Source organism: Streptomyces sp. NPDC052052, assembly GCF_040680455.1.
Taxonomy (GTDB): Bacteria; Actinomycetota; Actinomycetes; order Streptomycetales; family Streptomycetaceae; genus Streptomyces.
In genome coordinates this window covers 391,346-410,206 of the sequence record NZ_JBFAWU010000001.1, presented here as the reverse complement: position 1 = coordinate 410,206, position 18,861 = coordinate 391,346, and the positions used below count along the sequence as shown (strand labels likewise).

Below are 18,861 nucleotides of genomic sequence, written 5' to 3'. Positions count from 1 at the left end.
CACGAAGGGTGAACTGGCAGACAACTGAAGCGAGTTCACCCCAAAGGGGGGTTTCCGCTTCTCTATTCGATTGTGTCGGTACGTTCGTTCTCCGGAGTCACCCGATCCGCCGAGCGCGTCACCACCCTGCCCGTGACTGCGCCGGAGTGCGCATGCGTGCTTCGACGACGGACCGGGGCATGCGCCAGCTGTCGGTCACTCCCGCATGCCCCGGCCGGACGGGCGGTCCGGTGAGCCGTCCCTCAGCCGATCAGACGCCCGTTCAGCACCACCCTGCGCGGCGCCGCGAGCACCCGCACGTCCGCCCGCGGGTCCTCGTCGTACACCACCAGATCCGCCGGTGCGCCCTCCTCCAGCACCGGCCGCCCCAGCCACTGCCGTGCCCCCCACGTCGTCGCCGACAGTGCGTCCAGGGCCGGGATGCCCGCCTTCACCAGCTCGGCGACCTCCTCGGCCACCAGGCCGTGGGCGAGCACGCCGCCGGCGTCGGTGCCGACGAAGACCGGGATCCCGGCGTCGTACGCCGCGCGCACGGTGTCGTAGCGCCGCTCGTGGAGCCGCCGCATATGGGCGGACCAACGGGGGAACTTGGCGTCGCCGCCCGCCGCGAGGGAGGGGAAGGTGGCGATGTTGACCAGCGTGGGGACGATCGCCACACCGCGCTCGGCGAAGAGCGGAATGGTGTCCTCGGTCAGCCCGGTGGCGTGTTCGATGCAGTCGATACCGGCCTCGACGAGATCGCGCAGCGAGTCCTCGGCGAAACAGTGCGCGGTGACCCGGGCACCGAGCCGGTGCGCCTCGGCGATGGCCGCCGCGGCCGCCTCGCGGGGCCAGCAGGCGGTCAGGTCGCCCGCCTCGCGGTCGATCCAGTCGCCGACCAGCTTCACCCAGCCGTCGCCGCGGCGGGCCTCCTGCGCGACGTACGCGACCAGTTCGTCCGGCTCGATCTCGTGGGCGTAGTTCCGGGTGTACCGACGGGGCCTGGCGAGGTGGCGGCCGGCCCTGATGATCTTCGGCAGGTCCTCGCGGTCGTCGATCCACCGGGTGTCGGACGGCGAACCGGCATCCCGCAGGAGCAGCGCACCCGCCTCCCGCTCGGTGACGGCCTGCTTCTCGCTGGTGGCCGCGTCGACGGCGCCGTGATGGTCGAGTCCGACATGGCAGTGGGCGTCGACCAGTCCCGGCAGTGCCCAGCCGTCGAGGGTCACCGCCTCGTCGGCACCGGGCGGCCTCGTGTAGGAGATCCGCCCGTCGACGGCCCAGAGCTCATCCCGGACCTCCTCGGGCCCGACGAGCACCCGCCCCTTCACGTGCAGCACCCGCGGTGCCCTGTGATCGCTCATGGGCAGCACTGTACGAGGCGCCGCCCGACGCCCTGAGTACGCTTCGGAGGAAGCATTGTCCGTACGCACCACCACAGCGCACCGACCCGATCCGAAGAGAGCAGCACCGTGACGCACCCGTTCCTCGACCTCGCCCCGCTCACCGCCGCGCGTTTCGCGGCCATCGAGAAGCGGGTGGCCGGCCTTCTCGCCACCGAGCAGGACGTCGTCATCATGCAGGGCGAGGCGCTGCTCCCCCTCGAAGGCTGCATCCGCGGCGGCGCCCGCCCCGGGTCGACCGCGCTGAACGTCGTCACGGGACCGTACGGGCAGACCTTCGGGAACTGGCTGCGGGACTGCGGCGCCAATGTCGTCGATCTCGCGGTTCCATTCCACACGGCGGTCACCGCGGACCAGGTCGCGCGGGCGCTGGCCGAGCACCCGGAGATCGACTTCGTGTCCCTGGTCCACGCCGAGGCGGCCACCGGCAACACCAATCCGGTCGCCGAGATCGGCGAGGTGGTCCGTTCGCACGGGGCGCTGTTCATGCTGGACGCCGTCGCCTCGGTGGGTGCCGAGCCGCTGCTGCCGGACGTCTGGGGTATCGACCTCTGCGTGATCGGCGCACAGAAGGCGATGGGCGGCCCGGCCGGTGTGTCCGCCGTGTCGGTGAGCGAGCGGGCCTGGGAGCGGATCGCCGCCAACCCGCAGGCTCCGCGCCGCTCGTACCTCTCCCTCCTGGACTGGAAGGAGCGCTGGATCGACAGCGGTCGCAGGATGCTGCCGCACGCCCCCGCCCAGCTGGAGATGCTGGCCCTGGAGGCGTGCGTGGAGCGGATCGAATCGGAGGGCATCGCCCCGCTGATGGCCCGGCACGCCGCGGCTGCCGCGGCGACGCGGGCCGGCGCGGTGGCGCTCGGCGGCGGCCTGTCGCCGTACGTGCACGAGGCGAAGGACGCGGCGCCGGTCGCGACGACGCTGCGCACCCCGGCGGGCGTCGACGCCTCCGAGCTGGTCGCGCGGGCGCTCGCGGCGGACCCGTCGCTGCCGCTGATCGCGGGGGGCGGTGCACTGTCCAAGGAGATGATCCGGGTCAATCACTACGGGGTGGACGCGACGCGGGGTGCGGTGCAGTCCTCGCTCGCGGCCCTGGGATCGGCGCTGGCCGACACGGGCCGGCAGGTCGACTTCGAAGCTGCCCGCAAGGCCGTTTCGGAAACCTGGCCGAGCGAATAATTCCGCACCGGTACCCCTATTTCAGCCCTGCGGGGAGCTGCTTTATTCGGAGCAGCTCCCCGCATTCTTGTTCCCGCTTTCCCCGACCCTAAACACCCCTGGCCGATCGAGGGGAAGTCCCCGCAATTCCCTTGCCGCACCCGAGAGTTACAGGCATGTGACCGACGCCATACCGAGATCGTTATGCCGGAAAAGTGACACCCAAAACGGCTGAAAACTCCGCCCGGTCGCACTCCCGCGTGCGCCCGCGCGATAGCACAACCGATCACACCGCCCAACATCTCGCGGCGATGCAATTTCAGAATTTGCTGGGTAAATTCAATTCGCATGACCGCCGCACCAGCAGAGTTTGTACGTGTCCGAAGCGAATTCATCACGATCGACACCCCGCGGGTGGATGACGGGGCCGCGATCTGGCGCATCGCCCGCGACTCCGAGTCCCTGGACCTCAACTCCTCGTACAGCTATCTGCTGTGGTGCCGTGACTTCGCGGCCACGTCCGTGGTCGCCCGCGACGAGAGCGGTGCACCCGTCGCCTTCGTGACGGGGTACCTCCGCCCGGACCGCCCCGGCACGCTCGTCGTCTGGCAGGTCGCCGTCGACCACGGACACCGCGGGAGCGGACTGGCGGGCAAGCTGCTGGACGCGCTGACCTCACGGGTCGCGGCCTCGCAGGGCCTGGCCTCGGTCGAGGCGACCGTCACCCCGGACAACACGGCCTCGGACCGGCTGTTCACCTCCTACGCACGGCGCCACGACATCGCCCTGGAGCGCGAAGTGCTCTTCGACGGCGGCCTGTTCCCCGAGGGCACACATCTGCCCGAAGTGCTGTACCGCATCGGCCCGTTCCACGCCTGAGTCCCTCGGGCGGCTCCCCGTCCGGGCTCCTCGGACCGTTTCGCTCCTGAACACACCATCGCCCGTCACACACCCCTCAAGCAGGAGACTCCCTGTGACCATCACCCCGCCCGCGCTGAGTGTCTTCGAGACCCTGGAGTCGGAGGTGCGGAGCTACTGCCGCGGTTGGCCCGCCGTGTTCGACCGTGCGCAGGGATCCCGGCTCACCGACGAGGACGGCCACAGCTACCTCGACTTCTTCGCCGGTGCGGGATCACTCAACTACGGCCACAACAACCGGGTACTGAAACGCGCGCTGATCGACTACATCGAGCGCGACGGCATCACCCACGGCCTCGACATGGCCACCACCGCGAAACGCGCCTTCCTGGAGTCCTTCCAGAACAACGTGCTGCGCCCGCGCGACCTCCCGTACAAAGTGATGTTCCCCGGCCCCACCGGCACCAACGCGGTCGAGGCGGCGCTGAAGCTGGCCCGCAAGGTGAAGGGGCGCGAGTCGGTCGTCTCGTTCACCAACGCCTTCCACGGCATGTCCCTGGGCTCGCTCGCCGTCACCGGCAACGCCTTCAAGCGGGCCGGCGCCGGCATCCCGCTGGTGCACGGCACCCCGATGCCGTTCGACAACTATCTCGACGGCCGGGTACCCGACTTCCTCTGGTTCGAGCGGCTGCTGGAGGACCAGGGCTCGGGCCTCGACAAGCCCGCCGCCGTGATCGTCGAGACGGTACAGGGCGAGGGCGGCATCAATGTGGCCCGCCCCGAGTGGCTGCGGGCGCTGTCCGACCTGTGCCACCGCCGCGACATGCTCCTGATCGTCGACGACATCCAGATGGGCTGCGGGCGCACGGGAGCGTTCTTCTCCTTCGAGGAGGCCGGTATCACGCCGGACATCGTGACCCTGTCCAAGTCCATCAGCGGCTACGGCCTGCCCATGTCGCTCTGCCTGTTCGAACCGGAGCTGGACGTCTGGGCGCCGGGCGAGCACAACGGCACCTTCCGCGGCAACAACCCGGCGTTCGTCACGGCCGCCGCGGCACTGGACGCCTACTGGGCGGACGGCCAGATGGAGAAGCAGACCCTGGCCCGGGGCGAGCAGGTCGAGCAGGCGCTTCTCGCGATCTGCGACGAACACACCCGGCTCGGTGCGCACTACCGGGGCCGCGGCCTGGTCTGGGGCCTGGCCTTCACCGATCCCGCACGCGCCGCGGCGGTCTGCTCCCGCGCCTTCGAGCTGGGCCTCCTGGTCGAGACCTCCGGTCCGCGGAGCGAGGTCGTCAAGCTGCTGCCGCCGCTGACCGTCACCCCCGAGGAGTTGGACGAGGGACTGCGGACGCTGGCCCGCGCCGTACGGGAGACCGCCTGACCAACCGTCCGGGGCCCATGCGCCCCGGACGGACACGAATCACCGGCACCACAGCAGAGAGAAAGGCACCGAACCACCGTGATCGTCCGATCGTTCAGCGACATCGAGAACACCGACCGGCATGTGAAGGCCGCCTCCGGAACCTGGGAGAGCAAGCGCATCGTGCTCGCACAGGAGAAGGTGGGCTTCTCCCTGCACGAGACCACGATGTACGCAGGTACCGAGACGTCGATGTGGTACGCGAACCACATCGAGGCCGTGCTGTGCGTCGAGGGCGAGGCCGAACTCACCAATGACGAGACCGGCGAGAAGCACTGGATCACCCCCGGCACCCTGTACCTGCTGGACGGCCATGAGCGCCACACCATGCGGCCGAAGACGGACTTCCGTTGCGTCTGCGTCTTCAATCCCCCCGTCACCGGACGGGAGGAGCACGACGAGAACGGTGTCTATCCCCTGCTGACCGAGGAGGGCTGAAGCATGACGACCGATGTACGCACCGATCTGTACCCCACCCGCAAAACGGCCGAGATGGTCACCCCCCGTCAGGACCCGGTCGTCTGGTGCCGGCCCGGGGCCCCGGGACCGATTGCCGTGAAGGACCTGCAGTCCTTCGACCACGACGGCTTCCTGACCGTGGACCAGCTGATCACACCGGACGAGGTCGCCGAGTACCACGCCGAGCTGGAACGGCTGATCGCCGATCCGGCGGTGCGGGCCGACGAACGCTCGATCGTGGAACCGAACGGGCAGAAGGTGCGGTCGGTCTTCGAGGTCCACCGGATCAGCGAGCTCTTCGCCCGCTTGGTCGGCGACGAGCGCGTGGTGGGCCGGGCCCGTCAGATCCTCGGTTCGGACGTGTACGTCCACCAGTCCCGGATCAACGTCAAGCCGGGCTTCGGCGCCTCGGGGTTCTACTGGCACTCGGACTTCGAGACCTGGCACGCCGAGGACGGCCTGCCGCACATGCGGGCCGTGTCGGTGTCGATCGCGCTGACCGAGAACCACGACACCAACGGCGGGCTGATGATCATGCCCGGATCACACAGGTCGTTCCTCGGCTGTGCCGGCGAGACGCCGCAGGACAACTACAAGAAGTCCCTGCGGATGCAGGATGCCGGCACCCCGTCCGACGACGCGCTGACGAGGCTGGCGGACCGGCACGGCATCAAGCTCTTCACCGGCAGGGCGGGTTCGGCGACCTGGTTCGACTGCAACTGCATGCACGGCTCCGGGGACAACATCACCCCGTACCCACGCAGCAATGTCTTCATCGTCTTCAACAGCGTGGAGAACGCCGCCGAGGAGCCGTTCGCGGCACCGGCCCGGCGTCCGGAGTTCATCGGGGCGCGGGACTTCACCCCGGTGAGGTGATCCGCTGCCGGGCGGGGCGGGGCGGCGTCCCCCGCCCCGCCCGCGCAAACCCGGTGGCCCCCGCCACCCGAAGAGGCGACAGTGGGGCCCATGACCTCACGCGTACGCCACATCACGATCGACTGCGCCGACGCCTACGAACTCGCCGGTTTCTGGTCCCGGGTGCTCGATGCCCCGCTCTCGGACGACGACGCCCCCGGCGATCCCGAGGCACTCGTCGAGGCCCCCGGTGCCGCGTTGCTGTTCATCTCCGTACCGGAGCCGAAGAGCACCAAGAACCGCCTCCACCTGGACCTTCAGCCGCAGGACCGCACCCGGGACGAGGAGGTGGAACGGCTGCTCGGCCTGGGCGCCGTCCTGGTGGCCGACCACCGAAGGCCGAACGGGCGGGGCTGGGCGACGCTCGCCGATCCGGAGGGCAACGAGTTCTGTGTCGAGTGCAGCGCCGGGGAACGGGCCGCGCTGACCGGCACCCGGCTGCCGGTCACGGCGGACGACGTGACCACCGCGGTCCGCCTCGCGGTCGACGCACTCCAGGGGGCCCCGGCGGACAACTGGCGCCTTCCAGCAGGTTCGTTGGAGTGGAACTGCTGGGAGACGGCGGAGCATCTGAGCGACGACCTCTTCTCCTACGCGGCGCAGCTCGGCCCCCGGCAGCCGTCGCCGGACGCGTACGTCCCCTACCGCTGGGGCGCCGAGCATCCGGGCGGCCCGGCGAACGCGGTCTTCGCCGACCGGACGGCAGGATCCGCCGGGCTGCTCCGGACGGTGGAGGCGAGCGGCGCACTGCTCGCGGCGATGGTGCGGACGGCCTCGCCCGAGGTCCGTTCGTACCACCCGTACGGGGTGTCCGACCCGGAGGGCTTCGCCGCCATGGGCGTCGTGGAGACCCTGGTGCACACACAGGACCTCGCCGTCGGCCTGGACCTCCCCTGGGCCCCGCCCGCGGACCTCTGCGACCGGGTGCTGGCCCGGCTGTTCCCGGACGCCCCGAAGGACGCCGACCGGTGGACCGTTCTGCTCTGGGCCACCGGCCGCGCCGAGCTGCCCGGCCGCCCCCGGCTCACCTCGTGGAGGTGGCACGGGGCGCCGCTGGACGGCTCCGGTCAGCAGTAGCGTCCCTCACCGAAGAAGGAGGTCGTGCCTTCGCGGCGGCCCGCCGTTCAGCCGGCCGTGGGCCGGGGCATGGCCGTGGGCTGGGCGTCCGTCCGCATCGCGGCGTCGGTACCGCCGTCGACGGTGAGCAGGGCACCCGTCGTGAAACGGGCCTCCGGGCGCAGGAACTGCTCGACCCAGAAGGCGATGTCCTCGGGGCGGCCGAAGACACCGAGCGGCATCGGGGTGGGGAAGGCGTCCACGTCGAGGTCCTCCTCCTTCATCGTGGACCCGGTCATCAGCGGGGTGATCACGGCGCCGGGGGCGATCGCGTTGAGGGTGATGCCGCGGCGCCCCCACTCCGGGGTGACGGCGGTGGCCCGGACCCAGCGGGAGAGGGCGAACTTCGAGGTGGCGTAGGCGCTGATGCTCGGGCTGGCCGTGGCCAGTTCGGCCGGCAGCCCGGCCTGCGCCGCCCCGGCGTGGGCGCGGGCCGCCTCCTCGTCACCGGAGAGCAGCAGGTCCACGAGCCGGTCGTCGATCATCGGCACGGTGGTCGAGGAGTTCGAGCTGATCACCACGGCGCGGCCCGCACCCGAGGCCTCCAGCGCCGGGCGCAGCCCGCTCAGGAGCGCCACCGGGCCGAAGTAGTTGATCGAGACGACGGCTGCGGCGTCACGCATCTGCGGTCCGACGCCCGCCACCGCCGCGACACCGTCGAGCTTGCCGTCGGCGAGCCGGATGATCTCCCGCACGGCGTGGGCCCTGCCTTCGGCCGAGCCCAGGTCGGCGACGACGTCGGCGTCCCGCAGGTCCACTCCGATGACGCGGTGTCCGGCGGCACGCAGCCGGGCGGCGCTGGCTGCGCCCATGCCCGAGGCCGAGCCGGTGACAGCGTATGTACCCATGGTGATTCTCCTTCGTGTGGTGCTCGGTCACCGTGGCGGCCGCGGTGGTGCTTGTGGGTCACGGAGTCCCGCCATCTCTTTCGAGCATAATTCAATCACTGATTGAACAGGGGTCCTGGCAGGTGACACCTGTGATGCAATGGCTCCGTGAGTCACGCGGACACCCCGACGCGGCAGCGCCTCCTCGCCGCCGCCAAGCAGTTGTTCCTGGAGAAGGGGGCCGATCAGGTCTCCCTGCGCGCGGTCAACGCGGCGGCCGGGCTGAACCCGGGAGCGGTGCACTACCACTTCGGTTCCCGTGAGGGCCTGATCTCGGCGCTGCTCGAACAGGAACTGAGCCCGGTGTGGCAGTCCTGGTGGGACCGCGTACCCAGCGAAGGTGCCGTGGCGGAGGAGCTGGTGACGGGGCTCGTCGAGCCGTTCGCCGAACTGGTCGGGACGCGGGACGGCCGTGTGCTCGTGCATCTGCTGGCGCGTACGGCACTGCCCTCGGGACAGCTTCCGCACGTCTCGACGCCGTTCACCCCCGCCCCCTTCGAGGTGCGGCTGGGCCGCGCGCTGCCGGAGCTGACGCCGCAGGAGGTCAGCGAGCGGTGTTCGCTGGCCTTCAGCCTGGTGATGGAGGTCTACGGGCGTCCGCTGGCACGGACCCCCGCCGAGAACCAGGTCTTCCCCGACAGCCGTACGGTCGTCGCCTTCGTCCTGGCGGGACTGACGGCGCCGCCGGTGGGCCCCCGGGAACCGGGCGAGTAACCGCTCCGCGGGGCGCCGGCCCGAAATCGTGTGGGCCGCGACGAAGGGGACGGTCGTCGTGCGGCCAGGCGCTGCTCAGGTGTGCGGTCGGGATGTGCGGGCCGCCCCGGCGACCCGCACCGTGCCACCGGTCCCCGCAATCAGCTCGTGGCGCCGGCCTGCGGGACCTCACAGGTGCCGTCGGCGTCGCACGCCCCGGCCTCCTCGCCGACCATCGTCAACGGCCGGTCCTTCCAAGCCTGTTCGAGCGCCTGGGTGAAGACCTCGGCAGGCTGCCCGCCGGAGATGCCGTACCGCCGGTCGAACACGAAGAACGGCACCGCGTTGGCCCCCAGTTCGGATGCCTCGCGCTCGTCGGCCCGCACCTCGTCGGCGTACGCCTGCGGGTCGGCGAGGACGGTGCGCGCCTCGTCGGCGTCGATTCCGGCCTCGACGGCCAGCTCGACCAGCACATCGTGGTCGAAGACGGACCGCTCCTCGGCGAAGTTCGCCCGGTAGGCGAGGTCCAGCAGCTCGTCCTGGCGGCCCCGGGCCTTGGCCAGATGGAGCAGGCGGTGGATGTCGAAGGTGTTCCCGTGGTCGCGGCCCTCGGCGAGGTAGCCCAGCCCCTCGGCCTGCGCGTTGGCCGCGACGCCCGCCTCCATGGCGTTCGCCTCGTCACGGGTGCGGCCGTACTTCTGCGCCAGCATGTCGATCACCTGCACGGTGTCGCCCTTGGCGCGCGTGGGGTCGAGCTCGAAGGACCGGTGCACGACCTCGACCTCTTCACGGTGGGCGAACCCCGCCAGGCCCTTCTCGAAGCGGGCCTTCCCGATGTAGCACCAGGGGCAGGCGATGTCGCTCCAGATCTCGACGCGCATGTCTCTTCTTCTCTCCGTGTTTCCGTACGTACGGCCCGGGCAGCGCGGAGCCGCCCTCCGCCCCGGTCACAACACGGGAGCGGACACCCTCATTCCCCGGCCCCGTACGGCCTCCCCGCACCCGCGCTGTCCCCCGGCCGACCCACCGCGAGGCGCGGTACGAGGCGGTTGTCACACACCGTAACGTCAGCCCGCACAGCCCGGCTCGGCCTTCAACTCCAGGTCGTCGAGGACGCGTTCGGTGTCGTTGCCATGCCTTCGGATGCACCCGTCGACGCGGCCCCACCTCCGCCGGTGGCACCCGAGAGCGCCATGTCGCGCCCGCTTCCAGGGACGCGTCAGATATGAAGAAAGGGCGGTTTTGAAGAGAAACGTTCACTTACATAACGAATCTCCTACCTTGTTTTCGAACCTGTGGAACCGAACGCAGGCATCCCCACAAGGAGGAACCATGTCCCGACCCCACCGCGTCACCCCGCGTCTGTGGGCCGTCACCGTCGTGACGGTCGCTGCCGCAGCCGCGGCCCTGACCGGACCTTCGGCAGCGGCCGACTCCGACCAGTGTCCGTCCGGTTCGTTCTGCGTCTGGGAACAGTCCAGTTATCGGGGCGACTTCCGGCACTACACCGCGTCCAACCCCAACGTCGGCGACTACATGAACGACCGCATGACCTCGTACTGGAACCGCACCGGCAAGACGATCGCCGTCTACGAACACTCCAACTACACCGGCTGCATGTCCTCCGTCGCGCCGGGCGGGTCCGAAGCAGCGGTCGCCTCGCACTTCAACGACAAGATGACCTCCCTGCGCGTCGGCAGTGGCTGCTGACGACCAGGCTCCCCAACGATCCGCCGTGACCGGGCTTCAGTTCGCACTGGCCCGGTCTTCGGCATGCGGGCAGCAGGTGGCCGGCGTCATGGACCCGTCGGTTCACGGGCAGGCGATGCCGGTCCGCCCCGACGTGCATGTCTCGTCCCCCGCCGTGAGGCGCAGCACCAGGTGGTCGTCGATGCGGGGGTGGTCGGGGTCGGGTGTCCAGCCCCGGTCGGCGTAGAAGGCCTGGGCGCGGGCGTTGTGCAGGAACACTTCCAGACGGGCGCCCCCGATTCCGTTCCGCCGCCAGGCGTCGACGCAGGCGGTGTGGAGCGCGGTGCCGATTCCGGTACGCCAGTGGGAGGGGGCGACGTGCAGTTGGGTGAGGTTCATGACTCCGTCGCGCACGGAGTAGGCCGCGATGCCGGCGAGCGCACCGTCGCGCTCGGCACAGAGCACGGTGGCGTCCTCGCGGCGGATCGCACGGGACCAGCCTTCCCTGCTGCGGCCGACCTCGGCGGCACCTGCGTACTCCTCCTCCGGGAGATGCCCCCGGTAGTAGGTGGCGCGGGCCTCCGTGTGCAGCTGGACGACGGCGTCGAGATCTTCGGGCGTGGCAGTTCTGATCACAGGGAGAGTGACGCCGTCGGGCCGCCCGCGGTTGCCGCGGGCGGCGCCCGAACCGGGTCGTGTTCCGACACGTCTCAGTACGCGGTGCTGAGTTCCCAGAACCGGAAGACGGTCGAGGTGTCCAGGCAGTTCTGCAGACCCCGGACGTTCTCGTGGGCGACTGCGTACTGCTTGCCCTGCCAGAGCGGCAGGAGCGGGACCTGCTGCGCCACGATGTCCTGAAGCTTCGTGAATTTCTGCCGGGTGCTCGCACGGTCGGTCATGGACGAGGTCTGCGGGATGATCTTTTCGGTGATCTCGCTGTTCTCGTAATGGTTCGACAGGACGTTGCCCTTGCCGAAGAACGGCTGGGTGAAGTTGTCGGGGTCCGGGTAGTCCGGCACCCAGCCCTTCACATAGACGCCGTACTTGCCCGTGGCGATGTCCTTCTCGTACTGGTCGAACGGGACGGACTTCATCGTGGCGTCGAAGAGTCCGCTCCTGTTCAGCTGATCGGCGATGGTGCGCAGCTCGTCGTCGGTGGCGGGTCCGTAACGGCTCGGTGTGGACCAGAGGGTGAGCTCCACCTTGCCGGTGATGCCGGCGTTCCGCAGGACCTCCTTCGCCTTCCGTGGCTGCGGGCTGTCGCCGTAGAGGTCGAAGAAGGAGGTGCCGTGACCGGTGATGCCCACGGGAACGATCGAGTAGAGCGGTGACGCGGTGGACTGGTAGACCTCGCTGATCAAGGCGTAGCGGTCGACGAGGTAGGCGATGGCCTTGCGTACGGCGAGCTTGCCGACCACCGGGTCGGTCACGTTGAAGACCAGGTGCTGGACTTCCGCGCTGCTGCCCTGGACCACGTCCAGACCGTCCTTCTGCGCGGCGGTCTCGGTGTCCAGTGCGGATATCGCCTTGGCGGTCAGGCCGCGGTAGGCGACGTCGACGTCCCCCTTCTTCAGGGATGCCTCAAGGTTCTGCTGGTTTCCCTGGAAGAGTCGCAGCGTCACGCCGGAGTTCTTCACCTCGGCAGTTCCGCGGTAGCTGGAGTAGGCCGAGAAAACAGCCTTCGAATCGTCGATGGAGTCCAGCTTGTACGGGCCGGAACCAACCGTTTTGTCGCCTTCGAGTAAACGGTCCTTGGGATAGACATGGCGGTCCACGATGGAACCTGCACCCGAGGCTATCTTGCTGGGGAACGTCGCATCGGGCACCGCGAGGTGGAAAACGACCGTCTTCTCGTCCGGGGTGCTGATCGAATCGATCGTGGAGAGCAGTGGCGCGGGGCCGGCGGGGTCGTTGATTTTGATCGACCGGTCGAAGGAGTACTTGACGTCCGCCGATGTGAGGCTGTTGTTGTTGCTGAATTTCAACCCGTCACGCAAGGTGCAGGTGTACGTCTTTCCGCCGTTCGAGAAACTGCACTCCTCCGCGGCCTCCGGCACCGGCGTGGATCCCCCCGGCGGGAAGCTCAGTAACGACTGGAAGACGTTGTTGAACAGCAGCCAGGATCCCGGGTCGTACCCTGCGGCCGGGTCCGTGGCCAGGATGCCGTCGGACATCCCGACGACCATGCCGTCCTTGGAGTCGAAGGGCCAGATCTCGTCCTCGGCACCGCAACCCGCGAGCAGCGCCGCTGCCAGACCTCCGGCGATGAATCCGCTCGACCGCCTCGTACGAACCTTCACAGAAAGCGCCTCATACTCTCGGCCGGCCGCCAGGGCGTACCCGCACAACCGGATCAGGTCAGGAAATACGGCAACGGCGCGCCCTTCCGGCTTCCTCGGCCCGGCCGGGCACGGTGGTGCGGATCGAACCATCCACCTGGACTCGACTTTCACCAGGAATTCCAGGCGTGGTGACCGACTTTCACATTTCCAGCCGGTGCACGGCATGGGTCAGGTCGCGGTCGGTCCTGTGGTGCCGTCAGCCAATCTAGTAGTTGACCGCATTGCGCGATGGAACATCGTGCGCCAATTCAGACCCTCGGACCGCCGGTGATGTTGGCCCGGTATGCCTGATATCACGTGATCATGGCATCGTTGCCGCACACTTCACCGCCCCACCCGGTCGATCGGCGAATCGGGACCAAAAGGCGGCAGGCGGACCACATGTCGTTCCCGCACCGCGCATTCCAGGACATCACGGCCACCCACCGGTGGCGGACCGCCCTCCACTTCCGCCATCGGATCGTCGAGGCCGAAAATCATCGGGCTGTCATGCCCAGGCCGTGAGCCCGCCGGCGGAGCATGAGACACCGTCCCGGCCGGTGGCCGTCTTGGCGCCACCTCGACGAGCTGCTGTTCACCCTGGCGGAGTGACCTCCGGGCGACAGACCGGCCGATCATGAGGAATCGGTGAGAACCCACTCAACCGGGAACGCCGCACGGTACCCCGCTCGTCCCTCCCATGGAATGAACAGGACGATCAGGCGCACCTCGGTCCTCTGCCTGCTGATGGTCCTCGCCCTGCTGGGGCGGGCGACCTGGGTGCAGGCGTACCAGGCAAAGGCGCTCGCAGACGACGACCACAACCGGCGGAACACCATCGCGCAGTACGCGCAACCGCTCGGCGACATCATCGTGGCCGGGAACCCGGTCACCGGATCGAAGAGGACGGTGGACAGCGACCTCGCGTACAAGCGCACCTACCCGCAGGGCGAGCTCTACGCGGCCGTCACCGGCTACAGCTCGCAGGCCTACGGCGCGACGCAGATCGAGGGGATCTACAGCCAGGTACTGGACGGCACGGACAACCGGCTGAAGAGCCCGACGGACGTGGTGACGGGCCGGCAGGCCGCCCCCGGCAGCGTGCTGACGACGATCGACCCCGATGTGCAGAAGGCGGCGTACGAGGCGCTCGGTGACGACAAGGGCGCCGCGGTCGCGATCGACCCGGAGACCGGGCAGATCCTCGGCATGGTCTCCACCCCGTCGTACGACCCCTCGACGATCAGCGGCACGGCGGACGGCGACGCCTGGCAGAAGCTCCTCGACGACGGGGACAAACCCTTGGTCAACCGTGCGCTGCGGCAGCCGCTGGCGCCCGGTTCGACGTTCAAGCTGGTGGTGGCGGCGGCCGCGCTGGAGAAGGGGCTGTACGGCTCCGTCGACGAGCCGACGGACAGCCCCAGTCCGTACACCCTGCCCGGCACCAGCACCGTCCTGAAGAACGAGAGCTCCTCGGCCCCCTGCGAGAACGCCACGCTGCGCACCGCGCTCCAGTACTCCTGCAACAACGTCTTCGCGAAGGCCGCGGTCGACCTCGGCCAGGACGAGGTCAGGGCGATGGCGGAGAAGTTCGGCTTCAACACCGAGAAGCTCGATGTGCCGGTACGGGCCGCGGCGAGCGTCTACCCGTCCGGCATGGACAAGCCGCAGACGGCCCTGACGGGCATCGGCCAGTTCGAGGTCACGGCGACGCCGCTGCAGATGGCCATGGTCTCGGCCGCCCTCGCCAACGGCGGTGAACTGGCCGCACCGCACATGGTGTCCGAGGTGACGGACTCCGGGGGCGACGTACTCCAGAAGTACGCGGACGGGGACACCCGGCGGGTCGTCTCGCAGTCCACCGCCGAGCAGCTGCGCAGTGCGATGGTGACCGTCGTCGAGAAGGGCACCGGAACCAACGCCCGGATCGACGGGGCGGAGGTGGGCGGCAAGACGGGGACCGCACAGAACGGTGTGGGCAACAGCAAGTCCCCGTACGCCTGGTTCACCTCGTACGCGAAGGACCGGGCCAGCGGCAAGGAGGTCGCGGTGGCGGTGGTCGTCGAGGACTCGGGCGCGGCCCGCTCGGAGATCAGCGGCAACGGCCTGGCGGCGCCGATCGCCCAGAAGATGATGGAGGCGGCACTCAAGTCGTGACGCTGCGGGCGCGGGGTCCGGCCCCGCGCCCGCAGGAGTACGGGCCGCTCCTTCCGCGCCCCGGTCCGGCACGACGGCCGACGCCACGACGGCGCAGCGGCGCAGCGGCCGGAACAGCCCGCACTCCGGTCATCTCGCGGGTTACTTCACACCCAGCATCTGCTCGATCGGGTCGATCGCGAAGTACACGGCGAACAGCACCGAGGATCCCCAGAGCAGCCAGTGCACCTCCCGTGCCTTGCCGAGGAAGGTCTTGATGACGACATAGGCGAGGAAGCCCGCCCCGATGCCGTTGGTGATCGAGTACGTGAACGGCATCACGACGATGGTGAGGAAGGCCGGGATGGCGTTCTCGTAGCGCTCCCAGTCGATGTGCCGGACCTGTGCCATCAGCATGAAGCCGACAGCGATCAGGGCGGGGGCGGCAGCCTGGGCGGGGACGACCGTGGCGAGCGGGGTGAGGAACAGCGCGCACGCGAACAGCGCGCCGGTGACCAGGGAGGCGAAGCCGGTGCGGGCACCCTCGCCGACACCGGCCGCGGACTCGATGTAGGTCGTGCTCGACGACGCCGAGGCCGCACCGCCCGCCACGGCGGCGGCGCCGTCGATCAGCAGGACGGCGCCGAGGCGCGGCACCCTGCCCTCTTCGTCGAGCAGTCCGGCCTCGCTGGAGACACCGACGACGGTGCCCATCGTGTCGAAGAAGTCACTGAGGATCAGGGTGAAGATCAGCAGGACGATGGTGACGACACCGACCTGCTGGAACGCGCCGAAGAGGCTGAAGGAACCGATGAGGCCGAAGTCCGGCTGGGCCACGATGTCGTCGGGGAAGCTCGGGACGGTGAGCCCCCAGGCGGCCGGATCGATGTCGGCGATCTCGTTGATGACCATCGCGATGACCGTCATCACCACGATGCTGATCAGGATGGCGCCCTTGACCTTGCGGGCCAGCAGCGCGATGGTCAGCAGGACGCCGAGGCAGAAGACCAGAACCGGCCAGCCGGAGAGGTGTCCCGACGCGCCGAGCTGGACGGGGACGGAGCTGCTGTCGCCGGGGATGCGGGTCACGAAGCCCGAGTCGATGAACCCGATGAACGCGATGAAGAGCCCGATGCCGACGCTGATCGCATGCTTGAGCGCCGCCGGGATGGCCCGCATGACGGCCTCACGCAGCCCGGTGACGACCAGGGCGCAGATCAGCAGACCTTCGAGGACGATCAGACCCATCGCGTCGGGCCAGCTCATCAGCGGGGCGAGCTGGAACGCGACGACGGCGTTGAGTCCGAGCCCGGCGGCGATCGCCAGAGGAAGATTGCCTCCCAGCCCCATGATCGCGGTCATCACGGCGGCCACCAGGGCGGTGGCGGTGACGAGTTGGGCCGGGGAGAGGTGGGCACCGAACTTGTCCTCGGCCGATCCGAGGATGATCGGGTTGAGGACCAGAATGTAGGCCATGGTGAAGAAGGTGGCGAAACCGCCGCGTATCTCGCGTCCGAAGGTCGAGCCGCGGTCGCTGATGGCGAAGTAGCGGTCGACGATACTGCGTTGCGCGGATCTGTCGGGCATGGATGCTCCTGGGTACGGAAGTTCTCTCGATGGAGTAGCTGGATTGTTCCTTCGGGCACGGGGTCTTCAGGTTTTCGCCGTGTTACGCCTTGCTCGGATCGCGAGCCCGCGCCAAAGCGCTTGCGGGGTAAGCCGATACGCCCCTGCACCGCCCGCGCTCCGCAGGCAGTGCCGGGGAACGTACACAACGCGACACCGTGCGTACAAGGAAAAAGAGCGGTGGCTGCGGGATCAGTCGTCGACGGTTTCGCCGACGCCGGGTTTCACGCGCTTTTCGAGACCCGTTACGTCGAACTCGCCCTGCTTTTCGGCATGTTCACCGTTGAGCCCGACTCCGATGACGATGTGGCGACATTCGGCGATCCCGATTGATTCGGCCGCCGCGGGGCACCCGGCGGGCGCCGCGGGGGCGCCGTTCCGCAGATGTGCGTGCGGGGCGCCGCGGCACACCTTCGGCCCGTCGGTGCATGGCACCTCGCCGGTGCCCGGCCGCCGCCCGTACCGCCCCGCCCAGGACCCCACGCGGGGCCCGGGTCCGCCGGTGTCAGGGGTGTGCCAAGGCGCGTAAAGGTAAGGGAACGGCAAAGCCGGGTCGTTCGTTATCCCGGGCATGACCGCTATGACCCCCGGCTCGAACATCCCTCTCTCCGCCGCCCGCGTGGTGGTGGACGTCTCCGCCCCCGTGCGGCTCGACGTCTCGGGCCTGCTGCTCACCGCCGCCGGCAAGGTGCGCTCCGACGACGACTTCATCTTCTACAACCAGCCCGCCGGCCCCGGAGTGACGTACCGCTCCGGCGGCGGCAGCGCACCGGACGCGATCCTGGTGGACACCACCGCGGTCCCCTCCGGCATCGAGAAGATCGTCGTCACGGCGAGCCCCGACGCGGCGGGCCAGACTTTCCAGGGCATCGAGCCGACCGCCACCGTGCGCAACGCCGACGACGGCAGCGTGCTCGCCACCTTCACCCCGCCCCGGCTCGGCACCGAGACGGCGCTCGTGGTCATCGAGGTCTATCTCCGCAACGGCGCCTGGAAGGCCCGGGCGGTCGGCCAGGGGTACGCGAACGGGCTGGCCGGCATCGCCACGGACTTCGGCGTCTCCGTCGACGAGGAGCCGGCCGCGCCCGCACCCACCGCTCCCCCGATGCCCACCATCCCCCCGGTGGACCCGCGGATCGTCGCACCCCCGGCCCCCACGGCCCCGCCCGCCGCCGCTCCCGCACCCGCCGCGTCCGGCAGGATCAACCTCGACAAGGGCCGGGTCAGCCTTCAGAAGAACCAGACGGTTTCCCTGGTCAAGGGCGGTCGTCCGCTGCTCTCCCAGGTCAAGATGGGCCTCGGCTGGGAGCCCGCGTTCCGCGGCAAGGACATCGACCTCGACGCCTCGGTGATCGCCTACGGTCCCCAGCGCAACCACCTGGACAGCTGCTACTTCGGCAAGCTCTCCATCCTGAACGGCGCGATCAAGCACTCCGGCGACAACCTCACGGGCGAGGGTGCGGGCGACGACGAGGTGATCGTCGTCGACCTGGGCCGGATCCCGGCGGAGGCCACCGGTCTGGTCTTCACGGTCAACTCCTTCACCGGCCAGAAGTTCACCGAGGTGGCGAAGGCCTACTGCCGGCTGGTCGACGCCGCCACCGGGGAGGAGCTGGTCCGCTTCGACCTGACGGGCGCCGAGCCGCAGACCGGCGTGATGATGGCCAAGCTGATCAGGCAGTTCTCCGGCGAGTGGGAGATGACCGCCATGGGCAGCTTCGTGAAGTCGCGCACCGTCCGGGGCATGGTGAAGCCCGCCGCCCAGGCGCTGTGACCGCGTAGGGCTCACCACCACGGCTTCAGGGGCCTCTGCGTCTTCCAGATGCCCCTGAAGCCGTGAGGTACGGCGGGGTGGGTGCGGCGGGATGGCGGGCGCTTCGCGTGCCCGTCGGTTCTCTCAGAGCTTGGTCAGCTTGGAGTAGGGGCTCAGGATCCTTCCCTGTCGCCCCGCGAAGTCGATGAGCACCGCGTCGTTGTCGCCCTCGACAGCGAGGACGCGACCGAGCCCGAACTGGTCGTGCGACACCCTGTCGCCCACGTCGAACAATTCGACCGGTGGGGCCGCCTGGGCCGGGCGGTTGAAGGGACTGGACGGCAGATGGCGCCGGGATCCGGCTGACTGTTTCATTACCTCGAAGTATGCGCCCCGGGAACGCCCGGACGCCATGCCCATCCGCTCCCGGGGCGCAGCTGTACCCGAT

At 69.3% G+C, this 18,861-nt stretch carries 19 protein-coding genes; 11 read left to right on the top strand and 8 right to left on the bottom strand.

Annotated elements, in window-relative coordinates; translation table 11 throughout:
- Positions 1-242: 242 nt before the first annotated feature.
- Entirely contained in the window at positions 243-1,319 is a 1,077-nt protein-coding gene (locus AB0L71_RS01795; protein WP_365236794.1) for an amidohydrolase family protein, read from the bottom strand.
- 132 nt (positions 1,320-1,451) lie between these two features.
- Between AB0L71_RS01795 and AB0L71_RS01790 the strand changes: the two genes are divergently transcribed.
- From AB0L71_RS01790 to AB0L71_RS01765, 6 genes are all read left to right on the top strand, one after another.
- Positions 1,452-2,558, top strand: a complete 1,107-nt coding sequence (locus AB0L71_RS01790) for an aminotransferase class V-fold PLP-dependent enzyme (protein ID WP_365236712.1) — start codon at positions 1,452-1,454, stop codon at positions 2,556-2,558.
- 327 nt (positions 2,559-2,885) lie between these two features.
- Positions 2,886-3,416: a diaminobutyrate acetyltransferase gene (gene ectA, locus AB0L71_RS01785; protein ID WP_365236711.1), complete on the top strand. Its 531-nt coding sequence runs from the start codon at positions 2,886-2,888 to the stop codon at positions 3,414-3,416.
- Positions 3,417-3,510: 94 nt separating this feature from the next.
- A complete protein-coding gene (ectB, locus tag AB0L71_RS01780; protein ID WP_365236709.1) occupies positions 3,511-4,779 on the top strand; it encodes a diaminobutyrate--2-oxoglutarate transaminase in 1,269 nt (422 codons plus the stop codon).
- A gap of 78 nt (positions 4,780-4,857) precedes the next feature.
- Entirely contained in the window at positions 4,858-5,256 is a 399-nt protein-coding gene (locus AB0L71_RS01775; RefSeq protein ID WP_365236707.1) for an ectoine synthase, read from the top strand.
- Positions 5,257-5,259: 3 nt separating this feature from the next.
- On the top strand, positions 5,260-6,153 hold the full coding sequence (thpD, locus tag AB0L71_RS01770; RefSeq protein ID WP_365236705.1) for an ectoine hydroxylase: 894 nt from the start codon (positions 5,260-5,262) through the stop codon (positions 6,151-6,153).
- Positions 6,154-6,243: 90 nt separating this feature from the next.
- Positions 6,244-7,269, top strand: coding sequence for a VOC family protein (locus AB0L71_RS01765; RefSeq protein ID WP_365236703.1), 1,026 nt, complete (start codon positions 6,244-6,246; stop codon positions 7,267-7,269).
- Positions 7,270-7,316: 47 nt separating this feature from the next.
- Here AB0L71_RS01765 and AB0L71_RS01760 read toward each other — a convergent pair whose 3' ends face one another.
- Complete coding sequence (locus tag AB0L71_RS01760) at positions 7,317-8,156, bottom strand: SDR family oxidoreductase (protein ID WP_365236701.1); 840 nt, start codon at positions 8,154-8,156, stop codon at positions 7,317-7,319.
- Positions 8,157-8,303: 147 nt separating this feature from the next.
- Here AB0L71_RS01760 and AB0L71_RS01755 point away from each other — a divergent pair, with 147 nt between their 5' ends.
- Positions 8,304-8,909: a TetR/AcrR family transcriptional regulator gene (locus tag AB0L71_RS01755; protein WP_365236699.1), complete on the top strand. Its 606-nt coding sequence runs from the start codon at positions 8,304-8,306 to the stop codon at positions 8,907-8,909.
- A 140-nt stretch (positions 8,910-9,049) separates the two neighbouring features.
- Here AB0L71_RS01755 and AB0L71_RS01750 read toward each other — a convergent pair whose 3' ends face one another.
- Positions 9,050-9,769 (bottom strand): DsbA family oxidoreductase, encoded by a 720-nt coding sequence (locus tag AB0L71_RS01750; protein ID WP_365236697.1) that lies wholly within the window; start codon positions 9,767-9,769, stop codon positions 9,050-9,052.
- A gap of 451 nt (positions 9,770-10,220) precedes the next feature.
- Between AB0L71_RS01750 and AB0L71_RS01745 the strand changes: the two genes are divergently transcribed.
- Positions 10,221-10,598: a peptidase inhibitor family I36 protein gene (locus tag AB0L71_RS01745; RefSeq protein ID WP_365236696.1), complete on the top strand. Its 378-nt coding sequence runs from the start codon at positions 10,221-10,223 to the stop codon at positions 10,596-10,598.
- Positions 10,599-10,700: 102 nt separating this feature from the next.
- On the opposite strand, the gene AB0L71_RS01740 is transcribed toward AB0L71_RS01745, so the two are convergent.
- The 3 genes from AB0L71_RS01740 to AB0L71_RS01730 form a co-directional block, all read right to left on the bottom strand.
- Entirely contained in the window at positions 10,701-11,213 is a 513-nt protein-coding gene (locus tag AB0L71_RS01740; RefSeq protein ID WP_365236694.1) for a GNAT family N-acetyltransferase, read from the bottom strand.
- A 74-nt stretch (positions 11,214-11,287) separates the two neighbouring features.
- On the bottom strand, positions 11,288-12,877 hold the full coding sequence (locus AB0L71_RS01735) for an ABC transporter substrate-binding protein (protein ID WP_365236692.1): 1,590 nt from the start codon (positions 12,875-12,877) through the stop codon (positions 11,288-11,290).
- A 366-nt stretch (positions 12,878-13,243) separates the two neighbouring features.
- Positions 13,244-13,399, bottom strand: a complete 156-nt coding sequence (locus AB0L71_RS01730; RefSeq protein WP_365236690.1) for a hypothetical protein — start codon at positions 13,397-13,399, stop codon at positions 13,244-13,246.
- 204 nt (positions 13,400-13,603) lie between these two features.
- On the opposite strand from AB0L71_RS01730, the gene AB0L71_RS01725 reads away from it, so the two are divergent.
- Positions 13,604-15,055: a penicillin-binding protein 2 gene (locus tag AB0L71_RS01725; protein WP_365236688.1), complete on the top strand. Its 1,452-nt coding sequence runs from the start codon at positions 13,604-13,606 to the stop codon at positions 15,053-15,055.
- Positions 15,056-15,196: 141 nt separating this feature from the next.
- On the opposite strand, the gene AB0L71_RS01720 is transcribed toward AB0L71_RS01725, so the two are convergent.
- A complete protein-coding gene (locus AB0L71_RS01720) occupies positions 15,197-16,621 on the bottom strand; it encodes an NCS2 family permease (protein WP_365236686.1) in 1,425 nt (474 codons plus the stop codon).
- Between the two features lie 219 nt (positions 16,622-16,840).
- Here AB0L71_RS01720 and AB0L71_RS01715 point away from each other — a divergent pair, with 219 nt between their 5' ends.
- Together AB0L71_RS01715 and AB0L71_RS01710 are read left to right on the top strand one after the other, a co-directional pair.
- On the top strand, positions 16,841-16,993 hold the full coding sequence (locus AB0L71_RS01715; RefSeq protein WP_365236684.1) for a hypothetical protein: 153 nt from the start codon (positions 16,841-16,843) through the stop codon (positions 16,991-16,993).
- A 238-nt stretch (positions 16,994-17,231) separates the two neighbouring features.
- Positions 17,232-18,434, top strand: a complete 1,203-nt coding sequence (locus AB0L71_RS01710; protein ID WP_365236682.1) for a TerD family protein — start codon at positions 17,232-17,234, stop codon at positions 18,432-18,434.
- A 123-nt stretch (positions 18,435-18,557) separates the two neighbouring features.
- Here AB0L71_RS01710 and AB0L71_RS01705 read toward each other — a convergent pair whose 3' ends face one another.
- Positions 18,558-18,788, bottom strand: a complete 231-nt coding sequence (locus AB0L71_RS01705) for a hypothetical protein (RefSeq protein WP_365236681.1) — start codon at positions 18,786-18,788, stop codon at positions 18,558-18,560.
- Between the last annotated feature and the right edge of the window lie 73 nt (positions 18,789-18,861).

Coding starts and splice junctions, on each gene's coding strand:
- ectA (WP_365236711.1), top strand. CDS start 2,886: ATGACCGCCGCACCAGCAGAGTTTGTACGTGTCCGAAGCGAATTCATC.
- thpD (WP_365236705.1), top strand. CDS start 5,260: ATGACGACCGATGTACGCACCGATCTGTACCCCACCCGCAAAACGGCC.
- AB0L71_RS01765 (WP_365236703.1), top strand. CDS start 6,244: ATGACCTCACGCGTACGCCACATCACGATCGACTGCGCCGACGCCTAC.
- AB0L71_RS01760 (WP_365236701.1), bottom strand. CDS start 8,156: ATGGGTACATACGCTGTCACCGGCTCGGCCTCGGGCATGGGCGCAGCC.
- AB0L71_RS01750 (WP_365236697.1), bottom strand. CDS start 9,769: ATGCGCGTCGAGATCTGGAGCGACATCGCCTGCCCCTGGTGCTACATC.
- AB0L71_RS01745 (WP_365236696.1), top strand. CDS start 10,221: ATGTCCCGACCCCACCGCGTCACCCCGCGTCTGTGGGCCGTCACCGTC.
- AB0L71_RS01730 (WP_365236690.1), bottom strand. CDS start 13,399: ATGATTTTCGGCCTCGACGATCCGATGGCGGAAGTGGAGGGCGGTCCG.
- AB0L71_RS01725 (WP_365236688.1), top strand. CDS start 13,604: ATGAACAGGACGATCAGGCGCACCTCGGTCCTCTGCCTGCTGATGGTC.
- AB0L71_RS01720 (WP_365236686.1), bottom strand. CDS start 16,621: ATGCCCGACAGATCCGCGCAACGCAGTATCGTCGACCGCTACTTCGCC.
- AB0L71_RS01710 (WP_365236682.1), top strand. CDS start 17,232: ATGACCGCTATGACCCCCGGCTCGAACATCCCTCTCTCCGCCGCCCGC.
- AB0L71_RS01705 (WP_365236681.1), bottom strand. CDS start 18,788: ATGAAACAGTCAGCCGGATCCCGGCGCCATCTGCCGTCCAGTCCCTTC.